Here is a 23,538-nt window from a genome sequence, read left to right as displayed (position 1 = left end):
TCCCATGCCATACAATGAAATGAAGGAGACTCGTATGAAACCTCGATACATTGTATCTATCTTTGCGATGTTGGTTCTCGCATCAACATTCGGATGGGGAGGGGCTATGGCATCAAGCGAACAACCGTCAAACGCGCAGGAAATCACCACATCGTCCGGGCTCAAATACGTGGATCAGGTGGTCGGCACCGGAGAGGTGGCGGTTGCCGGGAAAACGGCGAACGTCCACTATACCGGTTGGCTGGAGAACGGTAAAAAGTTCGATAGCTCCGTCGATCGTGGACAGCCCTTCTCGTTTCCTCTCGGAGCCGGGCGAGTTATTAAAGGCTGGGACGAAGGGGTGCAGGGAATGAAGGTGGGAGGCAAGCGAAAACTCACCATCCCATCCGATTTGGGATACGGACCGCGGGGCGCGGGTGGCGTAATCCCACCGAACGCCACGCTGATCTTCGACGTTGAGCTGCTCGGGATACGGTAGCTTCACGGTGCAGCACACGCCTCTCATCGCACAACATCGCGTCGCCGGGGCGAAACTCGTCGATTTCACGGGGTGGGAAATGCCCATCCAGTACAGCGGCGTTGTGGATGAGTATCATACCGTTCGAAGCAAGGCGGGTCTCTTCGATGTCAGCCATATGGGGCGGATTGTCGTCACCGGCTCCGGCGCGGAAGCCTTCCTTCAACGCATGACGACGAACGATCTCACAGCGCTGCGGCCCAGGCAGGCGCAGTACTCGATGATCTGTAACGAGCAGGGCGGCATCATGGACGATGTCTTCGTCTATCGGATGGCGAACGCCGGAGAATTTCTTTTATGCGTCAACGCGTCCAATCGAGCCAAGATCCTGTCCTGGCTCACGGAGCACAGTCGGGGAGTTCCTGGCTGTCAGGTCTCCGACCGTTCAGCAGAGATCGCGCAGATCGCCTTGCAGGGCCCGGCTGCGCGAGCGATCGTCGCATCGCTAGGATTGTCCCAGCTGGAACAGCTGAAGCTCAGAGAATCAGCGATGGTGCGTGTCGCAGATGTCGAATGCCTGGCGGCGAGAACGGGCTATACCGGAGAATTCGGCTACGAGTTCTATGTCTACGGACAAGTCTCGACCCTCTGGGATAAGCTGTTTGCTACAGGCAAATCCTACGGTTTGAAACCGGCGGGACTCGGGGCACGGGATCTCCTGCGTCTCGAGATGGGTTATCTGCTGTATGGCAACGATATCGATGAACACACGACGCCGATCGATGCTGGAGCGGAATGGGCCGTGCGTTTCGAGAAGGGGGAATTTGTCGGCCAGACTGCCTTGTTGATTCAACGACAAGCGGGCCCGTCCCGCCGATTCGTCGGCTTTGAGTTGTTGGAGAAAGGCGTTCCTCGCCATGGCTTCAAGATTCTCTCTGCATCGTCACCCCAGTCTCCCATCGGAGAAGTCACCAGCGGCAATCTTTCCCCTCTTCTGCAGAAGGGGATCGGCTTAGGGTATGTATCATTCGAGCATGCCGAACTCGGGACGGATCTCTTCATCGACATTCGAGGGAAGGCGGTTCCGGCAAAGGTCGTCAGGCCGCCGTTCTACAAGCGAAACTCCAAATAGCAGGAGCGCAATCTCGCCCTTGCGGCCGGCCCAACGGCTGAACAGCATGACCGAAATGGAACATCCAATGGTTCGCAACATCTATTCAGGGAAGGTGATCACTCTCAACATCGACACCGTCCAGTTACCGAATGGGGTGACGGTTGACCTCGAAACAATCCGTCATCCGGGGGCGGCAGCGGTGGTCCCTATCAAAGACGATGGTACGGTGGTCTTAATCAGGCAGTTCCGCCATGCTGCCGGCGGATTCATTTACGAAATTCCAGCGGGAAAGCTTGCTCCCGGAGAAGATCCCTTAGATTGCGCCGCACGAGAACTGGAAGAAGAAGTCGGCTATCGAGCATCCTCGTTTGAGTTACTCTCGAGTATCTTTACGGCTCCCGGCTTTGCCGACGAAGTGATTCATGTATACAAGGCCATCGGTCTCACGAAAGGGCGTCAGAACCTGGATCGAGATGAAGTGCTGGAGATCATCGAAATGCCGCTGCATCAGGCGATCGCACGAATTCAAGATGGTACAATCCGAGATGGGAAAACGATCGTCGGCCTTCAAGCGGTCTTTATCCGAAAGAGCGATTGCCGCTGATCAGGGCGAGGTGGGGGCACCATTGGAGTCGGTCTGGATCAGAGTTGTGCGAAACGTGAATCGTAATCAACGCTCATGTCGTTGAGCTTCAAGAAGGAGAAGAGTGCTCATGTTGCTCGAGGGGAAAAAAGGACTCATCATCGGCGTGGCGAATAAGCACAGCATCGCTTGGGCCATCGCGGAATCGACGGCCGGTCAGGGAGCTCATCTCATCTTCAATTATCAAAATGAACGACTGAAACAAAATGTGGAAGAGCTCGCCGCCACCTTGCCGGGCGCGAGAGCGTTCCCCTGCGATGTGACCAACGATGGAGAGATCACATCGCTCATGCAGCAGGTCCAGAAGGAAGCCGGACAAATCGACTTCCTTGTCCACTCCCTGGCCTTCGCCCCCCGGGAAGAGCTGAGCGGACAATTCGTGAATACCACTCGACAAGGGTTTGCAACGGCGCTCGACATCAGCGCCTATTCTCTCGTGGCTGTCGCAAGGGCCGCCTTGCCGTTGATGGCCGCCGGAGGCTCCATCCTCACCCTCACCTATCTCGGGAGCGAGCGCGTCGTACCCCATTACAATGTGATGGGGGTCGCGAAAGCTGCACTCGAAGCGACCGTTCGCTACTTGGCTTACGATCTCGGCCCCCTCAACATTCGCGTGAATGCGATCTCCGCTGGACCGATCAAGACGCTGGCCGCGCGCGGGGTTTCAGGCATCACCAAGATGGTGGACCTCCATAAGGAATTTGCGCCGCTCCGTCGCCCAACCGAGCAGAGCGAGGTCGGCGACACCGCATTGTTCTTGGTCAGTTCACTGGGGCGGGGCATTACCGGCGAAGTCATCTACGTAGATGGAGGATTCAATATCCTAGGCATGATGGTTTCCGGGGGACAGGGAATCTCCTGACCTATCGACGACCAAGCCATTGGGTGTGTGAATGATACGGATGAAGACCCTCCTACTGGTTGTTCTGGTAAGCAGCCTGTCCTTCTTGCCGATGCAGTCCACGGCACAGGAGTCGAGCCACCGTCTTGCCAGACAGGCTCTCGCGGAATGTAATCTCGGGAGACTCGCCATGGATCGTGCCACGCGCCTGGCTCATTTCCAACAGGGGCAGACCTTGGGCGAGCGTGCGGTGGCAGCCGATGAAGGAAGCGCCGATGCCCACTTTGCGCTGTTTTGCAATCTGGGGGAGCTGCTCCGCATCGACGGAGAATCCCTCACCTCCCTCTTCGGGCTTCGACGCATGATGAAGGAAATCGACCGGACTCTCGAACTTGATCCAACTCACATCGGTGCGCGCTCGGCCAAGGGTACCTTGCTGGTGAGGCTTCCCAGCGTCCTTGGAGGTGACTCAGAACAAGGTGAGCGACTTTTGCAACAAGTCATCAAGCAGGCACCCGAAGCAGTCAATGCTCGGTTGGCACTCGCCAAGGTTCGGTGCCAGCACGGCCACCACCAGGAAGCCGTGGCACTGGCCGCCGATGCGCTGGCCTTAGCTAAGGAATACAAGCAGATTGAGTTCGTCCCGGAGGCCGAAGCAGTACTGCAGCAGGCACGAGCCAACGCGCGGTAACAACCAAGGAATACCGTTCCTAGCCCAGCTCGACATCAACGAAGCCACCCTCTCTCATCGCTCAACTGTTCCCCTAAGCGCCTTCAAGCGCCCCTGACGCTTCTTGCCCTCAATCCGTCGCTCCTGAGAACTCCTGGTCGGTACGGTGGCTTTTCGCTTCTTGCGAGGAATCGCCGCACGTTGTATGAGTGTCCGTAAGCGGTTCAGCGCATCCTCACGGTTGCGCTCCTGCGTGCGGTATTGCTGAGCCTTAATCGTGATCACTCCATCGGCTGAGATGCGGTGATCCCGCAACCTCAACAGGGCATCTTTATAGAGTTGCGGCAAAGATGACCTATGGATATCGAATTGCAGATGGATGGCGGTCGAGACTTTGTTGACGTTCTGCCCACCTGTACCTTGCGACCGAATGCCGTGTATCTCCATCTCGCAATCTGGAATGCCAATGGACGATGAAATGTGCAGCATGATAAATAGCTAGCACAGTCAATATCCAGGCGCAACGAGTGGCCCCACAACGGACCTCCTCCCGTTTCCCCTCTCTAACTTCAACAACACCAATATAGGAACGCCTCTTCAAAGAGAGCGTATTCGCACCGCATCATCACGATCAATACGCTCGTTTCAATAATCACACAATGACAATGGGTTAGGAACTCATACGTGAGACGCGATTCAACTAATTGTAACTATTGATCATTTATGCACTGTGCGTCTTTCTAGAGTGAACCGAGTCGGTTCATAACGTAGGCACCGGATGTGCTTCGTGAATCAGTGAACGCCGAGTCTAGGCGCGTCTCGAAGGGACGAGAGTGCGATGTCGCCATTTGAACATCTGGCTGGGCCTCAGGGCGAAACACCACAGAACGGGATACCTGGCTTAATACATTGGCGGTATGACCTAGTAGCTGGGTTACAAGTTGCGCTGGTGGCACTTCCACTTTCTCTGGGCATTGCACTCGCCTCAGGTGCAGCTCCGATTGCAGGAGTGATCTCAGCCATCATCGCAGGACTCGTCTTTCCTCTTCTCGGCGGATCTTATATCACCATCAGCGGACCAGCAGCAGGCCTCGCACCAGCTCTACTGGCTGGTATTCTGGCTCTCGGTCAGGGAGATCTTGAGGCAGGGTACCCTCTGGTGCTTGTGGCCATTTTCTTTACTGGAGCAGTACAGATATTTTTGAGCATCTATAAGGTCGGCCGTTTCGTCATGTACTTTCCGATGTCGGTGCTCCATGGCATGTTGGCCGCCATCGGGATGCTGATTATCATCAAGCAGATTCCCTCACTCCTCGGCCACCTGACGCTTTCAACTAAATCGATTCCGGAAGCCATCATCCTCATCCCCGCGCAGATCATGGGGATGAACTTCGAGATCTTCGCCGTCGGAGGCATTACCTTGGCCCTGCTCTTCGCGCTCGACAGCAATACGGTCAAGAACCAAAGCTGGGCGAGGAATATTCCTGCACCTCTCTTAGCCGTTGCCTTGGGCGGGATAGCCGGGTGGATGCTGCACATCCCCGAGGCCTATTTGATCCATGTCCCTAAAGATGCTCTGATCCAAGGATTCCATTTCCCCAATTTCTCGGGGATATGGCAGCGCCCGGAACTATGGTTTACGTTGCTGACCACGGTTATCACCCTGACGTTGATCGATGGAATGGAGACCTTGGCCACCATTGCCGCCATCGATAGAATCGACCCATTCACCAGAAAATCGGACCCTACTGTCACGCTTCGGGCCATGGGTATATCCAACATCCTCTCTGGGTTAGCCGGCGGATTGACGATTATTCCAGGGGGAATCAAGAGTACGGCAAACGTCATCGCAGGAGGGCGAACACTATGGGCGAATTTCTACCACGCCCTGTTCTTGGCGCTCTTTGTCTGGGTCGGCACCGGCCTTATCAACAGAATCCCACTCACCGTCCTGGCTGCGTTGCTCATCTTCATCGGATGGAAACTCTGTGCGCCGAGAATCTTTTTAAAGGTTTTTTCGATCGGGGTCGAGCAACTCCTGGTCGCGTCCGTCTGTGTCGCGGTCACACTCTACACATCAAACATCTTGTCGGGAGTCATCGCAGGAACCGTGACGAAGGTGCTCGTGCTTTGCTTTGATGTGGCAAAGGCGCTGACGATGGAACAGCAATCCCATGCCGGTCACACTGCATCCTTCTCCACCCGCCTCTGGGCCGCATTTGGAGAGCTATTCCGAGATCCCGTTATCCGAATCGGAGATGGGCGCACCAGTAGAAAAGGATCTCTCCCCGTCATGAGTGTCGCGGCAAAAAATATGAAGCACCCTTACAAGATCTACCTCTCATCGCTCAGCTGCATGAATTTGTTGAAACTCGACGACAAACTCAAGACCCTCCCTAATCACAGGGACAACTTCATGATCATCTTGGCTGGGCATGTGGTGGATCACACTGCGATGGAGTATTTGCATCGGTATCGAGATCAACATGTGAAAGAGGGTCGTAAGTGCGTAATCATTGGAACTCAACATTTCCTTTCTCATTCAGACCATCGTTTGGCCTACCGAGTGAGCCAATCGGATGAGGCTCTGGCCTATGGGTGAGGCTCGCTTGTGAGGCATTGGACTTCACTTTAAGTTCTCAGCCGATGTCGTAGGGTCGCAAGTTCTCGGTTTAGTCACAGGGTGCCTGTCCCTACCGAATGTCATCGATTTCCCTTCCACAAAGTGGTCGTCGTCAACACCTTGCAGCGTAACTTCGCATACAGTAGCATGCCATGAGAGGCTCTCCCATGATGCAAGCGAGTATTTTCGTCGTCGACGACCAAGCTGCATTTCGCAACGCACTCGACAAACTGCTTTCTCGTATGCAGCACCGGGTTCGGTCGTTTCAATCCGGCGAAGAACTCCTGGCCGCGGTCGAAGAGGATGTGCCGGACTTGATCTTGCTCGACCTGAAGATGCCCGGCATGACCGGGATCGAGGTTCTGCAAGCGCTTCGTCCCAAAGGCTGCGACGCCCTCGTCATCCTGCTGACCGCATATGGAACCGTAGAGGATGCGGTTGAAGCCATGAAGCTCGGGGCATTTGATTTTCTCATTAAAACGGTCGATCTTGAAACACTGGAGCCGGTCGTCAAGCGCGCTCTTGAGCATATTCTGCTGAAGCGGCGAGTATCCTACACCATCGAGCACGAAGCCCATCAATATCAACTGGGCAACTTGATCGCACAGAGCCCGGCGATGAGAGCCTTGCTGGTCCAGGTGCGGGAAGTGGCTCAGAACCCGAATATGCCCATCCTCGTGATGGGAGAAACCGGCACTGGGAAAGAATTCTTAGCGCGCGTCATTCATCATAACAGCGGGCGCGCGAAGGGGCCGTTTGTGAGGATCAGTTGCACCTCTCTTTCCTCCATGCGGTTCGAACGCGACCTGTTCGGGTATGAACGAGGCGCCTTCGCCGGGGCGGAACGGAGGAAGCTCGGTCTGCTGGATCAAGCGGAAACCGGCACGCTGTTTTTCGACGAGATCGGTGATCTCGACCTCGTGATGCAGGGTAAGCTCCTCGGGATCGTACAAGATCGAACGTTTCGCCGTCTCGGCGGCGTCGAGGATATTTCCGGGGACTTCCGCGTGATCGCCTCTTCTTACCGGGATCTTAAGGAGGAAGTGTCGGCAGGGCGTTTTCGAGAGGACCTCTTTTTTCGGCTCAACGCGATGCAATTCGTCGTACCGCCGCTCAGGAGCCGCACCGAGGATATCGTACCCCTGGCCAAGCTCTTCATGATGAAGTATGGGCTGGAACTCGGGAAAGAGGTGACCGATATCGATCCGAAAGCCGTGGCGATGCTTCAACAGTATTTATTTCCTGGCAATGTGAGAGAACTTCAGAACATTATAGAACGGGCGATGATGCTGTCCATCGGCAAGACTTTGACCAGTAGCGACCTCCCGGGAGCGCATTGAAGCCGTGCGCGTTCGGCCAGTCAACGCGAACGGTTGGTACATGGTCGGTAGTATTCGGGTGTCGTCGGAGTGTTTATGCAAGGACGTTTTCCTCGGAAGTTCTTAGACGATCTCCCGATCCTTCCCAAGCTGCTTCTCATTCCGGCCATTCCCTTTGTCTCTCTGATGTTATTCAGCATGATGACCTATCTCGATGTTCAGAATTTTATACAGGGTGAAGAACGGCTGACACACCTCTACCAGCGTCAAAAGACGGCAGCCCAATACGTGCGCACTATCGCAGATTTGGAAACCGCATTTCTGGGTTATGTCATCTCTGAGGACGATCGATACCTGGCACGCTTTCAGGAGGGGCGGACAAGCGTCATGACAATGGACCAGGAGCTGGAAATCCAACTTCCCGCACAGCATGCACGCTTCGAGGACATTCGCGCCCTGGTGACGAAGTCGTATTTGGAGAAAGAAGCCTTGCTGCAAAGCATGCAGCAGGGAAATCGCGCCGACGCCATACGGTATGTTCGCGAGGGACGAAGTCGAGAGGTCATGCGTGAGGTTCGGAAATGGATGGAATGGTTTGATCAACAGCAACATGGCATGCAGCAACAGGAGTTGTCTCGATTGAGCTACGATCGAACGTGGACACGCTTTCTCATTCTCGGCGGCGGATTGGTGACGCTCACCCTCGTCATCCTCGCACTGGCGCTCATTGCCCATTCCATCGCCACTCCATTAACGGCCTTATCGAAGGTCGTCGGTTCCACGGCCGGCCAGACCATTCCCTCCATTCCTGTCTTTGACCGCAAAGACGAAATCGGAGAGCTCACCACCGTGATGAAAAAGATGAGCTTACAGATCCGCAAAGATCTCGACGAAGTCCAGCAGTCGGAAGCCACCCTCAAGAAGCTGAATGCACACTTGTCCGCATCCGAGGGGAAGTATCGAGGTCTCGTGGATCACGCACCGCTCGGCATCTTTATGACAAAAGGAATCAGAGTCACGTTCAGCAATCGTTACAATCAGCAGTTGGCGGGGCTGGACCCTGAATCCGCTGCCGATCCCGAGACATTCCGCCAACGGATGCATCCTGAAGATCGCGACCGCGTTGTCACGACGTTTGCAGAAGCCGTCGCCGCGGGGAGACCCTGTGAAATCATTTTCCGCTTACTTCAGGATGACGGCAATATCCGAACGGTTTTAAGTCAACGTGTGCCCATCATGGAGTTTGACAGTCCCGATGTCGTCTATGTGGGCTTTAATATCGACATTACGACCCTCGACAATCTCCAATTGCAATTGCGGCGAGCGGAAAAGTTGGCGACGTTGGGACAAGTTGCGGCCGGCATCGCCCATGAGCTCAGGAATCCGCTGGTGGGCATCGGTTCGACCGCCAAGGTGTTGTTGGACGACTTCGAATCCGGCGATCCGAAGCGAAAGGAAGTCGAAGTGATCTTGTCGGAGACTCGGCGATTGGATCGAATCGTTAGCCAGATCGTGGACTATGCACGGCCGCGCCGCCCTGCACCGACAGGCATCGATCTTACCCGACTCGCCGATGAGGTCTCCAAGATGTTGAGGCTCCGGTTGGAGGAGAAGCACCTCACGATCAAGGTCACTATTTCACCCATGATCAGCGAATTCATCGCCGATCGAGACCTCCTGAGACAGGTTCTCTTAAATGTCGTGGACAACGCAATTGATGCTACTCCGAAGGGTGGCGCTCCCATCGAGATCATCGGGCACGAGTTATTCCGGGAAGAGAGGCCCGGTTTGGTGATTCAAGTCAAGGACGAAGGTGTGGGAATTCCTCCCGAGTTGCTCCCCAACGTATTTCAACCATTCGTGACGTCCGGAAAAAAGCATGGAACAGGACTGGGGTTGGCTATTTGTCAGAATATCATTGAAAGCCACGAGGGAAGCATCTATGTCACGAGCGAGGTTGGAAAGGGTACGATTGTCGGCATCTGGTTACCGTTGGAGCAACGAACTGCATTGGAAAGGGTTTGACGCATGCACACAGTCGTTTTTGTGGTCGACGACGAACAAGTCATTCGCACGGCCATCGTCAAGCGGCTGAACAGACAAGGACATTTCGCTACCGGCTATGAATCCGGCGAGGTGTTGCTGCGAGAGCTTGAGCACAAGCTCCCTGAGCTTGTGCTGCTCGATCTGAGGATGCCCGGCATCAGCGGTCTTGATGCCCTCAAACACGTGCGTCAACTTGCTCCCTCCGCCCTCGTCATCATGCTGACCGCATATGGGACAGTGCAGGATGCGGTGGAAGCCATGAAATTGGGAGCGTACGATTTCTTGATCAAAACGGTCGATCTGGAAGGAGTGGAGGAGGTCGTCAACCGTGCGATTGAAATCCTAAAATTACGCCGCCGCCTGGAATCGGAACTTGATGGCCAGACCAACCGCTACCATCTGAGTAACGTCGAGGCTCACAGCCGCGCGATGAAACAGTTGCTCGACCAAGTTCGAGAAGTCGCGGAGAATCCAAAACCTACCGTGATGCTGTTGGGCGAGACCGGAACAGGGAAAGAGTTCCTGGCAAGGGTGATCCATCACAATGGGCCGAGGGCGTCGGGTCCCTTCGTGGGGGTCAACTGCACGGCGATTCCCAAGGAGCTCTTTGAAAGTGAATTGTTCGGATACGAACGGGGCGCCTTTACCGGTGCCAACCAGCGCAAGCTGGGCTTGCTCGAAAAGGCGGAAGGCGGCACGCTGTTTCTGGATGAGATTGGGGATCTCGATCTGACGATGCAGGCAAAGCTGCTGCGGGTGATTCAAGAACGATCATTCAGGCGGCTAGGGGGAACTGACGATCTCGGGGCTGATTTCCGCCTCATTACCGCGACGAACAGAGAAATCAAGAAAGAGGTGGAACGAGGAGCCTTTCGCGAAGATCTCTATTTTCGTCTCAATGTCGTCTCATTTGAGATCCCTCCCCTTCGTAAGCGATTCGAAGACATTATTCCTCTCTGTCGGAAAACGATCGTCCGCTTTGCACGGGAATTCGGCAAGCCTATCCCAGAATTGGACTCGGAAGCTCGCGCAATGTTGGAGCGATATCAATATCCCGGGAATATTCGAGAACTGGAAAACACCCTCGAACGAGCCATGATTTTCTGCTCGGGACAAACGCTGACGGCGAACTATCTCCCGCGAGAACTCCATGAACAGGTCGGGCAAACCACCACGTCTGTTTCCCAAGGGGCTGAGCGCGTGATTCGCATTGAAATGCAAGTCGGCAAGCACACGCTGGAGCGAATCGAAGACTCCATCATCGAAGAAGTCTTACGGCTGGCCGACTACAACAAAAGTTTGGCTGCCAAGCAACTGGGCCTCACCCGATTCTCGCTGGACCGACGATTGAAAAAGCTCACGGATACACCACGGTAACGTTCCCCTCCGTTTCATCGAGCTAGCATGACAGTCCAAGCGGTGAAAACTGACCGAGCGATAAAGTCCTGACCACCAGCCTGATCTCAGCAACGAAGTGCGGTTTCTTACCCTGCCGACCGGGGGCACAAAACCGGAGATCACAGTAGGCGCTGGATCGGCACATTTTAAGGGACTCAGTTCTCTGCTTTCATTCCTTGTGCCGTTGGCATATGATCCAGTGCGCGTTCCTCATGATGTCATACCCTACGGTTCATTGATGGAATCTTTTCAATGGAGCGGTTCCTTTCACAGATCGAGAATGACGTAGAAGCCCACGAGCGTAACCTTCTCCGCAGACGGCATTACCAGGTGAGGCCACGGCAGCCATCATGGGCAAAGATTCGGAGCACCCGCCGCAGCGGCCAGAAATGAGATGGACCCCGCTCAGCCCGCAGCTGGGTAGAGAGTATGGTGTGGCCATCGGCGCAACGTTTTTTGCGTTTGTTCTGCGCTTGTCTCTTGATTCTTACCTCGACGATCGCTTGGCCTATGTCGCATTCCTCGTGGCTATAGCAGTTACCACGTGGTATGGCGGGATAGGGCCATCGGTCGTGACGGTTGTCTTAGGCGGCCTGATTGCCAATTGGGTCTTCATTCATCCCCGTTCTAGCCTTACCTTTACTGATCTGGAGGATCAAGCCGGGATCGCCGTCTACTTGACGATCAGTTTCGCGCTGGTCGGGTTTGCACAAACCTGGCGGTGGGCTTGGAAGAAAACGGAAGAAATGACACAAGAACTCCGAATGGAAATGGACCGCCATAGGCAGGCCGAAGTCGGCCCCCTGCATGTCGAATCAACGGAATCCGCACCGGCTCCACAACGCGAACACAGCTTGTAACTCGAAGCTCCTTCACATATGAGAGAAGGCAACAGAGCTTTCCCGAAGGCGACTCTCACCCGTTTGACTCCTCACTTCATCCCGATCCGTGCTTCTCCAGCTTTATCCCCTCCTCCTACATCGGAAACAATCACGGAGGATCGCTCCTAGCCCATCTCCACGTAGAAGGAGGATGATCGCCTATTCGCTCAACCGTTCGCCTAAGAATCTTCAGACGACCCTGTCGTTTCTTGCGCCAAATCCATGGCGCCTGACGATCGAAGTTCACATTTCTGACTAGCGATTTCTTCTTGGAAGAGGTACAAGATTGTGGCCGAGGAAACGTTCTAACGTTAAGTCCCGGCTAGACAAAGAGTTATCCTGAACTAAGGAAGGTCTGATTAATTCCTGATTTTAATCAGTTGGCACTCAAAACACGGGGAATTGAGCTGATTATTTGTCGGAACTTTGAATAAATCAGACCTTCCCTAAGCGATCCAAGAAGGGAGATCGCTGCCCCCGAGAGTCGGGGGCCGGAGACCTCGGAAGCGCCGAGCATCAATCTGTGCTAGGAGGTAATTATGCAGCAAGTGGCACATCACCGAAGACGTAAGGTCGCGGGCATCATCAGCATCTCAGTCCTCGTCTGGAGTCTGCTTCTGAGCCCTGTAGCCTTTGCCCAGTCCCCCTCGACATTCAAACAGGACTTAGCCCTGTGGGCACCTGTTTTCATGACGGTGAAGCTTCCCAAGTCGTTTTACGCCTACATGGAAGTCAACCCACGCTTCTTCGATCTCGACGATGGCGGCGACATTGGTCAGCTCTTACTCCGTCCGGCAGCCGGCTATCAGCTGACGGAGAAGCTCTCCATATGGCAAGGTTACGCCTGGGTCGGTAACTTTAATGTGCCGCACACACCACCTCAGTCGTCCTTCTTCGAAGAAAACCGGATCTACCAGCAAGCCAACTATGTGCATAAGTTCCAATCTTGGAACACCCTGAGCCGCGTTCGCCTGGAAGAACGCTGGATCGAGGGTGCAGCCGGTACTGCGGTGCGGCTCCGTCTGATGTGGCGGGGACTGTATCCTTTGCCCATTGCTCCGGAGTGGGCCTTTGCCACCTACGACGAGGTCTTCATCAACCTCAACACGGTCGAAGGTCGTAGAGGACCAGAAGCCGGATTCGATCAAAATCGGTTTTTTATCGGCATCAACCGGACGTTCTCTAAACGGTTCAACATGGACTTCGGTTACCAAAATCAGCTGGGCAACGTCAGGTCGATCCCTGATCTTGCCAACACGATGAACCACACCATCTTATTTAATTTTTTCATCAATCTGTAGGGCTTTGCGTGAGGAGCCCGTGCGTGATGGAAGAAGAGCAGCTTCGTTTTCCCGGCAGTCACCACATGGGGGAGGGTCTACTTCTTCACCTATGACGGCAAGAAAGCAGACAGAAGGGCATAGAGTCGCTGAGCTCGACTACGTCAACCGGCCACCTACAGCTTGGATGTATCGAACAGAGCAGGCTGCTGGAAAACCCTCCGTTCGTCCTGAGGCTCTCGAAGGATGAACGGAGTGATCATTGAATCTACCGAAGGGTTTCCGTTCGTGCTGTGCCTGTCGAATCACACGAAGGAACTTTTTTCGCAGCCTGTTGGGGTGACCTAGTGATGAAGCGGTTCGTTCGGGTAACTCAACGAGAAGCCGTTAGTGGCCAAGCACCGTTCTTCATCTCACCCGGAAGTGAAGCTGTACACACTCTCACCGTCGGCAACGCTACCGACGAATGAGAGTGTATAGAGTCTCTGAGAATCGGTGTTCCGTCCTGTGGAACCATTACGTACGTTCTGAGACCTCCGAGAGATTTGCGACCAAACCCACAATCACTACTTCGTCGCGGTCGTCGCGGTCGTTGCATTCGCGAAATTCGTCTCCAGCACGAAGCGTTTATGCAAAGGTTGCGTCGGTCGCACATTATCATGTCCCACGAGCGCGCGGAACTTCTGGATCTGTTCAGCGGAGACTTCGATGGTATCGTGCATGACCATCCAAATGACCCCTTCGGAGCATGGTGGAGTGGTGAAGGATCCCGAGTATAGGTAGTAGGAGCGCCGTTCGGGTAAGAGAGTTATCGGATTGACGGAATGGTTGTGGTCATCCATGATTTCCCCGACCTTGGTAGGAGCATGCTCTAAAAATGTCTCGAAAAACGGATTGTGTTTCCCCTCCTCCATGAAGACGGCAACCACCGCCGCTTCATGTCGCTCGTTGTGATGCACCAGATGCAGTTCCATCGGGTAATGTCTCTGATCGACCGTGTGTTCACTCGGAGTATGGAAATGAAATTGTTCAAGCAAGTAGAGGTCATCATCAAATACGATAGCGCTGTCCTTGTCAAAATGGAGCACCGTCTGGCCGTGCTTGGGATAACGGGACTTGGCCGTTTCTGAAACCGGTTCCACTTCTTGTAGTGTATGCCCGTTGTTGACCACATGGAAGGGAGCGTCTCTATAAGAAAACTGAATGTCGTCGAGTGTCGTCTTGCGGGTGCGCAACAGATCGATCGGTGACTGGTTCATGCCTTTTTCACAGAGAGAGGATTCCGGCCCGAGCTTGCCCCAATGAAGCGGTCCACGATCCCCGTCATAGCCCCATGAGCTGTGCCCTGTCTCTCCCGCATACGCGCACCCCGGCACCGACAACGCGAGCGTTAGCATCATGATCCGAATCACCATCCTCGCCAAGTCTCTGTGGGGCAACAGGCTATCTGCGACTGCTGGACTCAGTGTATCCATGACCCATCCCTCCTCTATAAGTTGATAGTCTGTCGGAGTCTCCCTGACTCACCAACAAATCGTGAAACAGTAACGGAGACGGGACAGAAGCCTCTTCAATGACTGTAAGACTCGGACTCCTACGCACATTCAACTTCTTTTGGCTGCGGATGTTTTTTCAGCAATCCACATGATAAAACGAGCGATATTGCACACTGTACACAGTGCGAATTCTAAAATCAATCCTCCTATCGAATCTTTCCTTCCATCTCGTCACGGAAGTTTAGCTAATAAAAATAACAACTTGTAGATCGCGCGATTTTACTGTTTGGGGTGTGAGTCTTGCTCATTCCTATAATGTAACTTCGCGTAATCGGGGCCAAGGTGGCACCAACAGATGATTTCGTCCATGCAAACGGTCGGAACTTCGCCGGGGTAACCCAAAGCCCAGACTCGCGAGAGACAGAAGCACGATGCGCTATCTTACGAAGACCATATTTCTTGTCCTGGTTCTGGTCTCATTGCCAGCCTGCGGGACCACCGTCCACCCTGGTCATCGGGGGGTACATTGGAATCCTCTGACAGGGGGGTTAACCACCCAACCACTCAAGAGCGGATTCTATTGGCGAGCGCCATGGAGCCAAATCTACCTGTACAACGTGCAATGGCACAGTTACACCGAAACGATCGAAGCCTTAAGTTCAGACCACCTGCCGGTCATCCTCAAGACCGTCATTGTCATGAGACCCATTCCTGACGAGGTGTCCTTCCTCGCTCAAGACATAGGATCGGAATTCTATCCTCGGGTCGTCAGACCCGAGTTGCTGGCCGCCATCCGGAGCGCCGTCTCTCGCTATCCTATGGTCACGGTGCTGGAGCACGGTTCTGAAATCGTAAGCAGGGTGGAGGCCGTAGTGGCGGAAAAACTCAAAGACCGTCATCTCCAAGTGGCGAGCGTCGCCATGGCCGATATCGAACTGGCCAGGGTCGCCCTCGATCCTGTCGGACGAAAGCAGGCTAAGGAACAGGACAAGGAACCGCAACAATTCGAGCTCATCACGGCTGAAAAGTGAAATGATGGAATTCACTCACGAATGCGAGGTGAGAACTGCTTCTCTCCTTCGGTCGACCTCAGAAAGGAGGCTCACATGCGTCCAATAGGCTTATTCGCGATGTGCGTATTATTATTAGCCGCCTGCACAACCCCATCCCTGTTTCCACCAGAGATCACGAAAGATATCGAAACTGACACGGTTGCCGTCAAAGCGTGGAAAGCCCAGACAGCTTACCCGTCAGGGGCCAACTTCACCTCCCACAAAGTGGAGTTAGGGGGGCAGATCACCCAAGTTCTTCGGAAGCCGGACGGTGTCGTGATTCTCGCTCAGGAGCAGCCCATCGACAAATATCTGGGGTATGGACCTACGAGCCTCAGACGGGAAGGCGCATTGGAATTCGCGATCGTTTTTAACGGCTTTCCAGACGCCGACATGTTACAGGTCGGCAATCAGCTTGCCGTCGTCGGAGCCACGGACGGCTCAAGCCCAGAGATGATCGGCAGGATGCCGAGAGTTGTACCGCATCTTGTTGCGCAATGTCTTCACATCTGGAAGACAGAAGGGTTCGATACCAACAATTACTACGAAGGCTCAATGGGACAACATTACCCGCTGGAGAACCGAACCTTCTGTCAGGAGGCGGGCAACGGGGGAACCTTGTCAACCGGTGGTGGTCAGGAGAATCAGCCATCCGACTCCACAGGCTCGTGAAGAGGAGGGAAGGGTCGGTCTGGAATTGAGCCAGCGCTCGGGTATGACTTTAAAATGAGTTCACCATGGGGCTGCACAGCCCGTTTGCAATGGGTGTATTAGTGGGCAGCCTGTGCAACCCAACACATGTTTCCTTCAGCGATCACGAAGGACGCCGAAATGGATACCTGTGATTCAAGGCTCTGGGAAGAACAGGGGTACCACCTTACCATCGTCCCTTTAGACACTCAGAAGGCGCAAGGATCTACTTAGTCCCCAGTTTTTATCTAAAGAGTCCACTCTCAGCGGATAGTCGGTCGATACAGACTTCAACGGCAATCTTAGTTCTTCACCTCCCAATTCAACACCTCATTGTCGGTAGACGTTACAGATAGGCTCATCACGAGTAAAGCAGGCCGTCTCTGTTTCTGAGCCGGATTTTCATATATTTTTCATCACATCATCCGCTCTCCTCTGTGTCCTTGTGACACATCATGTCAGTCTGTCCTGCACTAATGCTTGCTGTCCCCTTATTTCTACAACCAGCCAAAGACGGAAAACTGAAAACTCTCCCCACGGATAGGCCGGTAATTCGTTTTTATTGCTGGCATTGCGTTTGCTCCTGGTAAAGGCAGGTGGTCGACGATGAATACCAAACGAGAATGGCACGTAATCGGAACGCAGAGGATCGCAAACGTCAGAGTCGCACTAGTCTGACGAAACACCACAAAAATACAAACTCTCATTTGAGCTATGGATCCACGATGGAATTGATGGACTACATGTTTCTTCCGGATCAAGAGATTTGGCGTGGTTATCCGAAATCCCATCCTGACGATCAGGTCTATGGCAAATCGTTCGAAGGCTTGCAGCTGAGGCTCCGTCACCTGCATCCCGGTCTGACCCGTTCACGTACCTCTTCAATCCTGCTCCACTCAGCCGAGACTGACAGCGGCACATCATCGAAGTCAGGAACACTCACGAGGAGGGAAGACAATGGCCGACGGTAGATCTTCCAAGAAGCGGGTCATGGTTGCGAGACAAAAACGGCAACTCGAGGAGGAAACCAAGCAACTGCGCGAGTTCGTAGCGGATCTCTCCTTCAGCAAGATCGTCCTCCTACAAGAGGTGTGGGAGAGACAACGCCGAGAGATTCGGCAGTAACGACGTCTTCTCTATTATGACATAGCAAGAGGAGACACTGGTAGGAGCTGTTACGGATTAGGCCTTCTTCTAGAACCGGTTTTATTGCTGTTGATGGTCGACCACGCAGGGAATCGGGAAGAGCCTGGCGAGTCGAGGTCATCTTCTGCCGGACGGTCAGGATCTTCATAGGCCGACCGTACCTCTCGTTCGGCAGAAAAGGAGGAATCATGCGTTATGTTGTGAAGGTCATGTTGCTTGTCATGATATTGGGCTCACTGCAAGCTTGCGGGACGACCGTCGCACCAGGTCAACGGGGATTACGTTGGTATCCTTTGAGCGAAGGCCTGACCACCGAAACCCTGAAGAGCGGGTTCTATTGGCGGGCACCCTGGAACGACATCTACCTGTACGACGTGCAGGTGCGCAGTTACACCGAATCGGTCGACGCACTGAGCTCAGACGACCTGCTCGTCGTCCTCAAAACAGCCATTATCCTGAGGCCGATTCCTGAGGAGGTCTATTTCCTGGCACAGGAAATCGGACCAGATTTCTATCCTCGCGTCGTCCGACCGGAGCTATTGGCGGCGGTCAGAAGTGTCGTCTCGAACTATGCCATGGTCACCGTACCGGAGAAAAGCTCGGAAATCGCAAGCAAAGTACAGGCGGTTGTGGTCGATAAACTCAAAGGCCGCCATCTCGAAGTCGCGAGCGTTGCTTTGGCCGACATCGAACTGGCCAGGGTCGTCCTGGAGGCTGTGGAACGTAAGCAGGCAAAAGAACAAGAGAAGGAACAAAAAGAATTCGAGCTCATTATCGCCGAAAAAGACGCTGAGATTGCTCGCCGTCGCGCGAAAGGGGAGGGCGATTCTATTCGTATTCGAGCCGAAGGAGAGGCGGAAGGTCTCAGAATTAGGTCGGTTGGCCAGGCGAAGGCACAGGAAACCATTACCAAGACGCTGACGCCGGAATATCTCCGATTCAAACTCTATGACAGTTCGAATTCCAAGTTTGTCCTCCTACCGGACAAGCTCAATGTGCCGATTTTGATCAATCCCGGGACTGACCACTCAACCGGGCAGTCGCGTGAGGAATTTCGTATGGGCTCAGACATGCGTTTGGGCCGGCAGTAGGCCGTCGCTTAAGAAAATTATGCAATTGCATACTTCTCAGCGGCAACAGAAAATGGAGGTGAGACCGTGACGTGCGGACGCTGCAATGGGTTCATGGTATTTGAGCCGATCTCTGATGTCACGGGACCGGCTGGTTCGAGCCAACTGCAAGGGTCGCGATGCGTTAACTGTGGAAACATCGAGGACGCGGCCATTTATATCAATCGCCTGAAGGATCACTCGACACGTGCAGCAGGACCTCGAAACATCGGAGTCGACGTTCCCCAACAGACAATGAAGATAGAGATACCCTGTGCATAAGCGCATCGAAATCGATGGGGACCCCGCTCAGGAAGCGCAAGGTAACGAAGCGGTCCAGAATTGAGCGAAGGAGGGCGATATGATCGAGTCTGGCAAGAGCGTGCTGATCGTCGAGCACAACGATGATCAGCGCCACGTGTTGAGTCGGATGTTGGAGAATGAAGGATATCGCGTCCACCAGGTGTCCGAGGAATGCCTAGCGTTGGAAGAACTGAAACGTCGACGATTCGATGTGGTGATCAGCGCTCATCACATACCACAGATCAATGGATTTCGGCTCATCTTGCTAGTCCGACTTCTTTGGCCAGGTCTCCCCACGATTCTCTTGCTGCATGACGAAACACAGTTGTCTCCACTGGCCGAGCAAGGCAGAGCATACGGCATCCTTCGCAAACCATATGTCTTCAGTGAGTTGCTGGAGCTCATGAGGAACGCCATCCGATCGACGCGTGAACCTCGATCACGAATGTCGAAACCTATCCTCCTGTCTTCGTGATGATGAGACGAAAATGCAACGGGTGCTCGTCACCCTATGTTGGCTGGCTTGAGGAGTATGGCCCAATCAATAAACGATTTCGCCAGATGTTGTTTCGAAGATCTTGGGGAAAAGAGGCTTTCATCTCAGCAACCCTCTTGTCTATTCCCATACGCTTTCTGTTCGATCATCGCCTTGCCCGGTGACTACCTATGGCTCGTGACACGTACGATTTTGACCTGCTCTGTATCGGAAGCGGCCCTGCCGGCCAGCGGGCGTCGATCCAAGCAGCAAAACTCGGCAAACGCGTCGCCGTCATTGAACGCAGGTGCATTTTGGGCGGCGTCTGCGTAGAAACCGGTACGATCCCCAGCAAAACGTTTCGTGAAGCGGTGCTGTCTTTTCTGTGCGCCGCTCATCATGTCGAACAGCATTTAGGGAATCACTTCGACAGCCGACCGACGGCGGCGCAACTCTTGGCCCGGGTCGCGGATGTCACCAAGCGAGAAGTCGAGGTCGTCGCCGATCAACTTCGCCGGAACGACGTGGTGTTGATTCAAGGAGAGGCGTCCTTCAAAGACACCCATACCGTCTCCGTCGCCGCTGAACAAGAGTCCAGGATCGTCACCGCGGCGAACATCTTGATCGCGACCGGAACCATTCCTGCTCAACCTGAAGGCGTGTCGGTTGACGGAGAGGTCATCCTGACCAGTGACGACATCACGAGCATCAAGAAGCTCCCGCGAAAGATGGTCGTCGTCGGCGGCGGCATCATCGGCGTTGAGTACGCTTCCATGTTGGCAGCCTTGAAAATCCACGTCACATTGGTCGACCAGCGAACGGGCCTCTTGGAGTTTCTGGACTCCGAGATCGTCGAGGAATTGATGCATCAGATGCGCAATCGCAACGTCACCTTTCGACTGGGCGAGGCGGTCGAAAAGCTCGACCTGACCGATGAGGAGCCCCATCGAGCCATCCTCACGTTGGAGTCAGGGAAGCGCATTCTGGCCGAATCAGTTCTCTACTCGGTCGGAAGGATGGGCGCCGTGGAGAGACTCAATCTTGCCGCAGCAGGTTTGAGCGCCGACAAGCGAGGCCGCCTCACGGTCGATGCTCAGTTTCGCACTAAAATCCCCCACATCTTTGCTGCAGGCGATATTATCGGCTATCCCAGCCTCGCCTCCACTTCTGCCTCCCAAGGGCGCCACGTGGCTTGCCACGCCTTTGGAGTGGAAATTGATCCACTCCCCGACCACCCGCCTGTAGGCATTTACGCAATCCCCGAGATTTCTATGACCGGACCACCGGAGCAGGTTCTGACCGACCAGCACGTACCGTACGAAACAGGGGTCGCGCGGTATCGCGAAATCGCCCGGGGGCAGATCCTTGGCGACGACAGCGGGCTTGTGAAATTACTATTTCATCGTGCGGATCGAAGGCTGCTCGCCGTGCACGCCATCGGAACGGGGGCGACGGAATTAACGCATATTGGTCAGGCAGTGCTCGACCTCGGTGGCGGGTTGGAGTATTTCTTGCGCACAATCTTCAACTATCCGACGTTGGCCGAATGTTACAACGTAGCCGCGTTAGATGCGCATAACAAACTCGCCATGACGGCGTCCCACGTGCCAAAGGAGGCCACATGAACGCTAAGGACATGCTTTCGATCATCTTCTGTGGAATGCTCGGGATACTCCCTGCCTGTGCGATGAATGGGTCGGCGCAACCAACAGCGCCCTCCACAGAGCCGGCCGCGACGCAGACCGTCTCCCAGATGCGCGCCTCGGACCGAATGTTTTATTGGCGGGAGGAAGGGCGAGAGCTTCATGCCATGGCGAGGCTCAGAGAACGCGAAACCGACCTGCTCTTGAAGACACAGCCAGGGCCGGCGATGAACGAGTTCGCGAAGCAGATGCGGCTCTTCGCCCACCAGTTGGAAGAAGCAGCCGTCTATGCGGACACGCAGGCCAAGAACGCCGCGCGCGAGATTCCACCCGACATGATCCAACAACTTCAGTCCGCGCCGCAATGAGCCACGAACAATCGGCATCGACCAGATCGATGCCCTTACGTAGTTTTCAGGGGCCCTACCAGACCGTTTCCGAGGAACACCTGATGAAGGTACGGAACTCCTCTGCCACGCACACCGACCGAACGACCTATCAAGACCCATTAGGATCCGATGTATCGGCCTCGGGCGAAGGCTGAGTTTTGCCGACGTCGTATCGGTCGAGGAGCCGGTACAGCGTACGCCGACTGATGCCGAGTAAACGTGCCGTCCGCTCCTTGTTGCCATGCGCTGATTCCAGCATTCTAAGCACCTGGTCCCGCTGCAGGGCCTTCAGTGTGCCGGGCAAGAGGTGATTGTGGTTCGAGATGCCTCCGTCTTTACGAAGGATTTCAGAAGGAAGATCATCGAGCGCGAGAATCGCGTGCGACGTCAGCGCCACCGCCCGTTCCACGACGTGCTCTAACTCACGCACATTGCCCGGCCACGCATACCCCGTCAGCGCACGCATCGCGGCAGGGGAAAAGGATGTGACGGGAACTTCCTTCTCATCGCCGTAGCGGGCGAGAAAGAACTCGGCCAGCACGGGAATGTCTTCCGGCCGCTCCCGGAGCGGCGGGATGAAAATGTTGACCGTATTCAGCCGATAGAGGAGATCCTCTCGAAACCGACCGGCCTCGATCAAGTCGGCCAGATTCCGGCGCGACGCGGCGATGACCCGCACGTCCACCTGTACCGACTCGTTGCTCCCGATCCGTCGGATTTCTCCTTCCTGGAGGACACGCAGCAGTTTGGCCTGCCCGACCGACGAGAGATCGCCGACTTCGTCCAAGAAGAAGGTCCCGCCGCTCGCCTCCTCCAGCAAGCCCCGCCGCAAGATATGGGCTCCGGTAAACGACCCCTTGATGTGGCCGAAGAGCTCGCTTTCGAGCAAGGAGTCGGGAATCGCACTGCAGTTCACGGCGACGAACCGGTGCGTGGCCCGGGGGCTGTTGTCGTGGATGGCGCGGGCGATGAGTTCCTTGCCCGTCCCGCTCTCCCCCTGAATCAACACGGAGGCTCGGCTGCGAGAGACTCGTCCGACGAGTTTGAACACCTCGACCAGTTTCTTGCTTTGCCCGATCAACGAGGCGGTCCGCGGCCGTTCACTGAACGCACGTGGAAGCGTCCGATTGTCCTCGATCAGGCGCCGGTACTCGACAGCGCGCGTCATGGTGAGCACGAGTTCTTCGAGATTGACCGGTTTGGTGATGTAATTATAGGCCCCTTGCTTCATGGCTTGGATCGCCGTGTCGACGGACCCGAACGCGGTCAACAGGACAATCGGCATCTCCGGCATAGTCTTGCGTAGAAAATCCAACAGATCCAAACCGGACAATGGGGTCATGCGGATGTCGCTCAAGACGGCATCGTACATCACCTCATTGGCTTTGCTCAGGGCTTCCGCGCCGTCACAGGCCATGTCCACCTCAAAGCCGACTTGGCTCAAGGCTTCGGCCAACATCTCTCGATTCTGTTGATCGTCATCCACGACCAGGATTGAAGGCAAGCCACTCATGGGCGTTTCCGGATCTCCCGCTCCTTCCACATAGGCAGGTCCACCGTGAACTCGGTACCCTGTCTCACCCCGCTCTTTACGGCGAGGCTACCACTGATCCACAAGAGCACTATTTCCTTCATTCCTGTTCTAAGCACGTGCCATGCCAAGAGTCTGTGTATGTCGTGCGTTACGCATGTCGATCTCTCTCTCAAGCGATACTCCTCGATGGAACCCTAGGACCTTGAGCATCCACACAAGTGGTTTTCAGCGAGCATGCAATTGTATTTATTATGATGTCTCTTGATAGATCTCAGAGATTTCTTACTGGGTGGAAGAGGGCGTAGTCGCACATGTCTGTCGTTTTGCCTCGCCTCGAAGCAGCGCAACTCTCTCAGTGAGAGTCTCTACGCGCCACAGACGTGCAGTTTCCGACTTACGATGGAGTTATTCTCACGATCGTCTGGAGCC

Annotated in this window: 21 protein-coding genes; 18 read left to right on the top strand and 3 right to left on the bottom strand. The window is 54.7% G+C overall.

Annotated features, from left to right (window positions below):
* Positions 1–106: 106 nt before the first annotated feature.
* From P0119_00635 to P0119_00615, 5 genes are all read left to right on the top strand, one after another.
* Positions 107–478 carry an FKBP-type peptidyl-prolyl cis-trans isomerase gene (locus P0119_00635; protein ID MDF0664558.1) on the top strand — a complete coding sequence of 124 codons (372 nt, stop codon included), beginning with the start codon at positions 107–109 and terminating at the stop codon, positions 476–478.
* 7 nt (positions 479–485) lie between these two features.
* The gene (gcvT, locus tag P0119_00630; protein MDF0664557.1) at positions 486–1,589 is read left to right on the top strand and encodes a glycine cleavage system aminomethyltransferase GcvT; all 1,104 of its coding nucleotides are present in this window, start codon (positions 486–488) and stop codon (positions 1,587–1,589) included.
* 55 nt (positions 1,590–1,644) lie between these two features.
* Entirely contained in the window at positions 1,645–2,175 is a 531-nt protein-coding gene (locus tag P0119_00625; GenBank protein MDF0664556.1) for an NUDIX hydrolase, read from the top strand.
* 109 nt (positions 2,176–2,284) lie between these two features.
* Complete coding sequence (locus P0119_00620) at positions 2,285–3,076, top strand: enoyl-ACP reductase (GenBank protein MDF0664555.1); 792 nt, start codon at positions 2,285–2,287, stop codon at positions 3,074–3,076.
* 40 nt (positions 3,077–3,116) lie between these two features.
* Complete coding sequence (locus P0119_00615; protein MDF0664554.1) at positions 3,117–3,746, top strand: hypothetical protein; 630 nt, start codon at positions 3,117–3,119, stop codon at positions 3,744–3,746.
* A 54-nt stretch (positions 3,747–3,800) separates the two neighbouring features.
* Here P0119_00615 and arfB read toward each other — a convergent pair whose 3' ends face one another.
* Positions 3,801–4,214, bottom strand: a complete 414-nt coding sequence (gene arfB, locus P0119_00610) for an alternative ribosome rescue aminoacyl-tRNA hydrolase ArfB (protein MDF0664553.1) — start codon at positions 4,212–4,214, stop codon at positions 3,801–3,803.
* 349 nt (positions 4,215–4,563) lie between these two features.
* Here arfB and P0119_00605 point away from each other — a divergent pair, with 349 nt between their 5' ends.
* From P0119_00605 to P0119_00580, 6 genes are all read left to right on the top strand, one after another.
* On the top strand, positions 4,564–6,327 hold the full coding sequence (locus P0119_00605) for a SulP family inorganic anion transporter (GenBank protein MDF0664552.1): 1,764 nt from the start codon (positions 4,564–4,566) through the stop codon (positions 6,325–6,327).
* Positions 6,328–6,515: 188 nt separating this feature from the next.
* Complete coding sequence (locus P0119_00600; GenBank protein ID MDF0664551.1) at positions 6,516–7,688, top strand: sigma-54 dependent transcriptional regulator; 1,173 nt, start codon at positions 6,516–6,518, stop codon at positions 7,686–7,688.
* A gap of 75 nt (positions 7,689–7,763) precedes the next feature.
* A complete protein-coding gene (locus P0119_00595; GenBank protein MDF0664550.1) occupies positions 7,764–9,692 on the top strand; it encodes an ATP-binding protein in 1,929 nt (642 codons plus the stop codon).
* 3 nt (positions 9,693–9,695) lie between these two features.
* A complete protein-coding gene (locus P0119_00590) occupies positions 9,696–11,090 on the top strand; it encodes a sigma-54 dependent transcriptional regulator (protein MDF0664549.1) in 1,395 nt (464 codons plus the stop codon).
* Positions 11,091–11,461: 371 nt separating this feature from the next.
* Positions 11,462–11,971 (top strand): DUF4118 domain-containing protein, encoded by a 510-nt coding sequence (locus tag P0119_00585; protein ID MDF0664548.1) that lies wholly within the window; start codon positions 11,462–11,464, stop codon positions 11,969–11,971.
* 560 nt (positions 11,972–12,531) lie between these two features.
* Entirely contained in the window at positions 12,532–13,293 is a 762-nt protein-coding gene (locus tag P0119_00580) for a DUF2490 domain-containing protein (GenBank protein ID MDF0664547.1), read from the top strand.
* Between the two features lie 545 nt (positions 13,294–13,838).
* On the opposite strand, the gene P0119_00575 is transcribed toward P0119_00580, so the two are convergent.
* Positions 13,839–14,747: a carbonic anhydrase family protein gene (locus P0119_00575; protein ID MDF0664546.1), complete on the bottom strand. Its 909-nt coding sequence runs from the start codon at positions 14,745–14,747 to the stop codon at positions 13,839–13,841.
* Positions 14,748–15,199: 452 nt separating this feature from the next.
* Between P0119_00575 and P0119_00570 the strand changes: the two genes are divergently transcribed.
* The 7 genes from P0119_00570 (at position 15,200) to P0119_00540 (ending at position 21,554) form a co-directional block, all read left to right on the top strand.
* A complete protein-coding gene (locus P0119_00570) occupies positions 15,200–15,799 on the top strand; it encodes a prohibitin family protein (protein MDF0664545.1) in 600 nt (199 codons plus the stop codon).
* 75 nt (positions 15,800–15,874) lie between these two features.
* Positions 15,875–16,492: a Slp family lipoprotein gene (locus P0119_00565; GenBank protein ID MDF0664544.1), complete on the top strand. Its 618-nt coding sequence runs from the start codon at positions 15,875–15,877 to the stop codon at positions 16,490–16,492.
* A gap of 975 nt (positions 16,493–17,467) precedes the next feature.
* Entirely contained in the window at positions 17,468–17,635 is a 168-nt protein-coding gene (locus tag P0119_00560) for a hypothetical protein (protein ID MDF0664543.1), read from the top strand.
* A 209-nt stretch (positions 17,636–17,844) separates the two neighbouring features.
* Complete coding sequence (locus P0119_00555) at positions 17,845–18,747, top strand: prohibitin family protein (GenBank protein ID MDF0664542.1); 903 nt, start codon at positions 17,845–17,847, stop codon at positions 18,745–18,747.
* A 379-nt stretch (positions 18,748–19,126) separates the two neighbouring features.
* Positions 19,127–19,543 carry a response regulator gene (locus P0119_00550; protein ID MDF0664541.1) on the top strand — a complete coding sequence of 139 codons (417 nt, stop codon included), beginning with the start codon at positions 19,127–19,129 and terminating at the stop codon, positions 19,541–19,543.
* 191 nt (positions 19,544–19,734) lie between these two features.
* Positions 19,735–21,168 (top strand): Si-specific NAD(P)(+) transhydrogenase, encoded by a 1,434-nt coding sequence (sthA, locus tag P0119_00545; GenBank protein ID MDF0664540.1) that lies wholly within the window; start codon positions 19,735–19,737, stop codon positions 21,166–21,168.
* Positions 21,165–21,554 (top strand): hypothetical protein, encoded by a 390-nt coding sequence (locus tag P0119_00540; GenBank protein ID MDF0664539.1) that lies wholly within the window; start codon positions 21,165–21,167, stop codon positions 21,552–21,554. The genes sthA and P0119_00540 overlap by 4 nt, the downstream gene beginning before the upstream one ends.
* Positions 21,555–21,684: 130 nt before the next feature.
* On the opposite strand, the gene P0119_00535 is transcribed toward P0119_00540, so the two are convergent.
* Entirely contained in the window at positions 21,685–23,088 is a 1,404-nt protein-coding gene (locus tag P0119_00535; protein ID MDF0664538.1) for a sigma-54 dependent transcriptional regulator, read from the bottom strand.
* Positions 23,089–23,538 lie beyond the last annotated feature (450 nt).

Source organism: Nitrospira sp., from assembly GCA_029194665.1.
GTDB lineage: Bacteria > Nitrospirota > Nitrospiria > Nitrospirales > Nitrospiraceae > Nitrospira_D.
Note: the sequence above shows the minus strand (reverse complement) of the source record. Positions and strands in the feature narration are given on the sequence as shown.

What these genes read in the sequence shown, in the direction of transcription:
- P0119_00635 (MDF0664558.1), top strand. Translation starts at nt 107, where the DNA reads ATGGCATCAAGCGAACAACCGTCAAACGCGCAGGAAATCACCACATCG.
- P0119_00625 (MDF0664556.1), top strand. Translation starts at nt 1,645, where the DNA reads ATGGAACATCCAATGGTTCGCAACATCTATTCAGGGAAGGTGATCACT.
- P0119_00620 (MDF0664555.1), top strand. Translation starts at nt 2,285, where the DNA reads ATGTTGCTCGAGGGGAAAAAAGGACTCATCATCGGCGTGGCGAATAAG.
- P0119_00615 (MDF0664554.1), top strand. Translation starts at nt 3,117, where the DNA reads ATGAAGACCCTCCTACTGGTTGTTCTGGTAAGCAGCCTGTCCTTCTTG.
- arfB (MDF0664553.1), bottom strand. Translation starts at nt 4,214, where the DNA reads ATGCTGCACATTTCATCGTCCATTGGCATTCCAGATTGCGAGATGGAG.
- P0119_00605 (MDF0664552.1), top strand. Translation starts at nt 4,564, where the DNA reads ATGTCGCCATTTGAACATCTGGCTGGGCCTCAGGGCGAAACACCACAG.
- P0119_00600 (MDF0664551.1), top strand. Translation starts at nt 6,516, where the DNA reads ATGATGCAAGCGAGTATTTTCGTCGTCGACGACCAAGCTGCATTTCGC.
- P0119_00595 (MDF0664550.1), top strand. Translation starts at nt 7,764, where the DNA reads ATGCAAGGACGTTTTCCTCGGAAGTTCTTAGACGATCTCCCGATCCTT.
- P0119_00590 (MDF0664549.1), top strand. Translation starts at nt 9,696, where the DNA reads ATGCACACAGTCGTTTTTGTGGTCGACGACGAACAAGTCATTCGCACG.
- P0119_00585 (MDF0664548.1), top strand. Translation starts at nt 11,462, where the DNA reads ATGGGCAAAGATTCGGAGCACCCGCCGCAGCGGCCAGAAATGAGATGG.
- P0119_00580 (MDF0664547.1), top strand. Translation starts at nt 12,532, where the DNA reads ATGCAGCAAGTGGCACATCACCGAAGACGTAAGGTCGCGGGCATCATC.
- P0119_00575 (MDF0664546.1), bottom strand. Translation starts at nt 14,747, where the DNA reads ATGGATACACTGAGTCCAGCAGTCGCAGATAGCCTGTTGCCCCACAGA.
- P0119_00570 (MDF0664545.1), top strand. Translation starts at nt 15,200, where the DNA reads ATGCGCTATCTTACGAAGACCATATTTCTTGTCCTGGTTCTGGTCTCA.
- P0119_00565 (MDF0664544.1), top strand. Translation starts at nt 15,875, where the DNA reads ATGCGTCCAATAGGCTTATTCGCGATGTGCGTATTATTATTAGCCGCC.
- P0119_00560 (MDF0664543.1), top strand. Translation starts at nt 17,468, where the DNA reads ATGGCCGACGGTAGATCTTCCAAGAAGCGGGTCATGGTTGCGAGACAA.
- P0119_00555 (MDF0664542.1), top strand. Translation starts at nt 17,845, where the DNA reads ATGCGTTATGTTGTGAAGGTCATGTTGCTTGTCATGATATTGGGCTCA.
- P0119_00550 (MDF0664541.1), top strand. Translation starts at nt 19,127, where the DNA reads ATGATCGAGTCTGGCAAGAGCGTGCTGATCGTCGAGCACAACGATGAT.
- sthA (MDF0664540.1), top strand. Translation starts at nt 19,735, where the DNA reads ATGGCTCGTGACACGTACGATTTTGACCTGCTCTGTATCGGAAGCGGC.
- P0119_00540 (MDF0664539.1), top strand. Translation starts at nt 21,165, where the DNA reads ATGAACGCTAAGGACATGCTTTCGATCATCTTCTGTGGAATGCTCGGG.
- P0119_00535 (MDF0664538.1), bottom strand. Translation starts at nt 23,088, where the DNA reads ATGAGTGGCTTGCCTTCAATCCTGGTCGTGGATGACGATCAACAGAAT.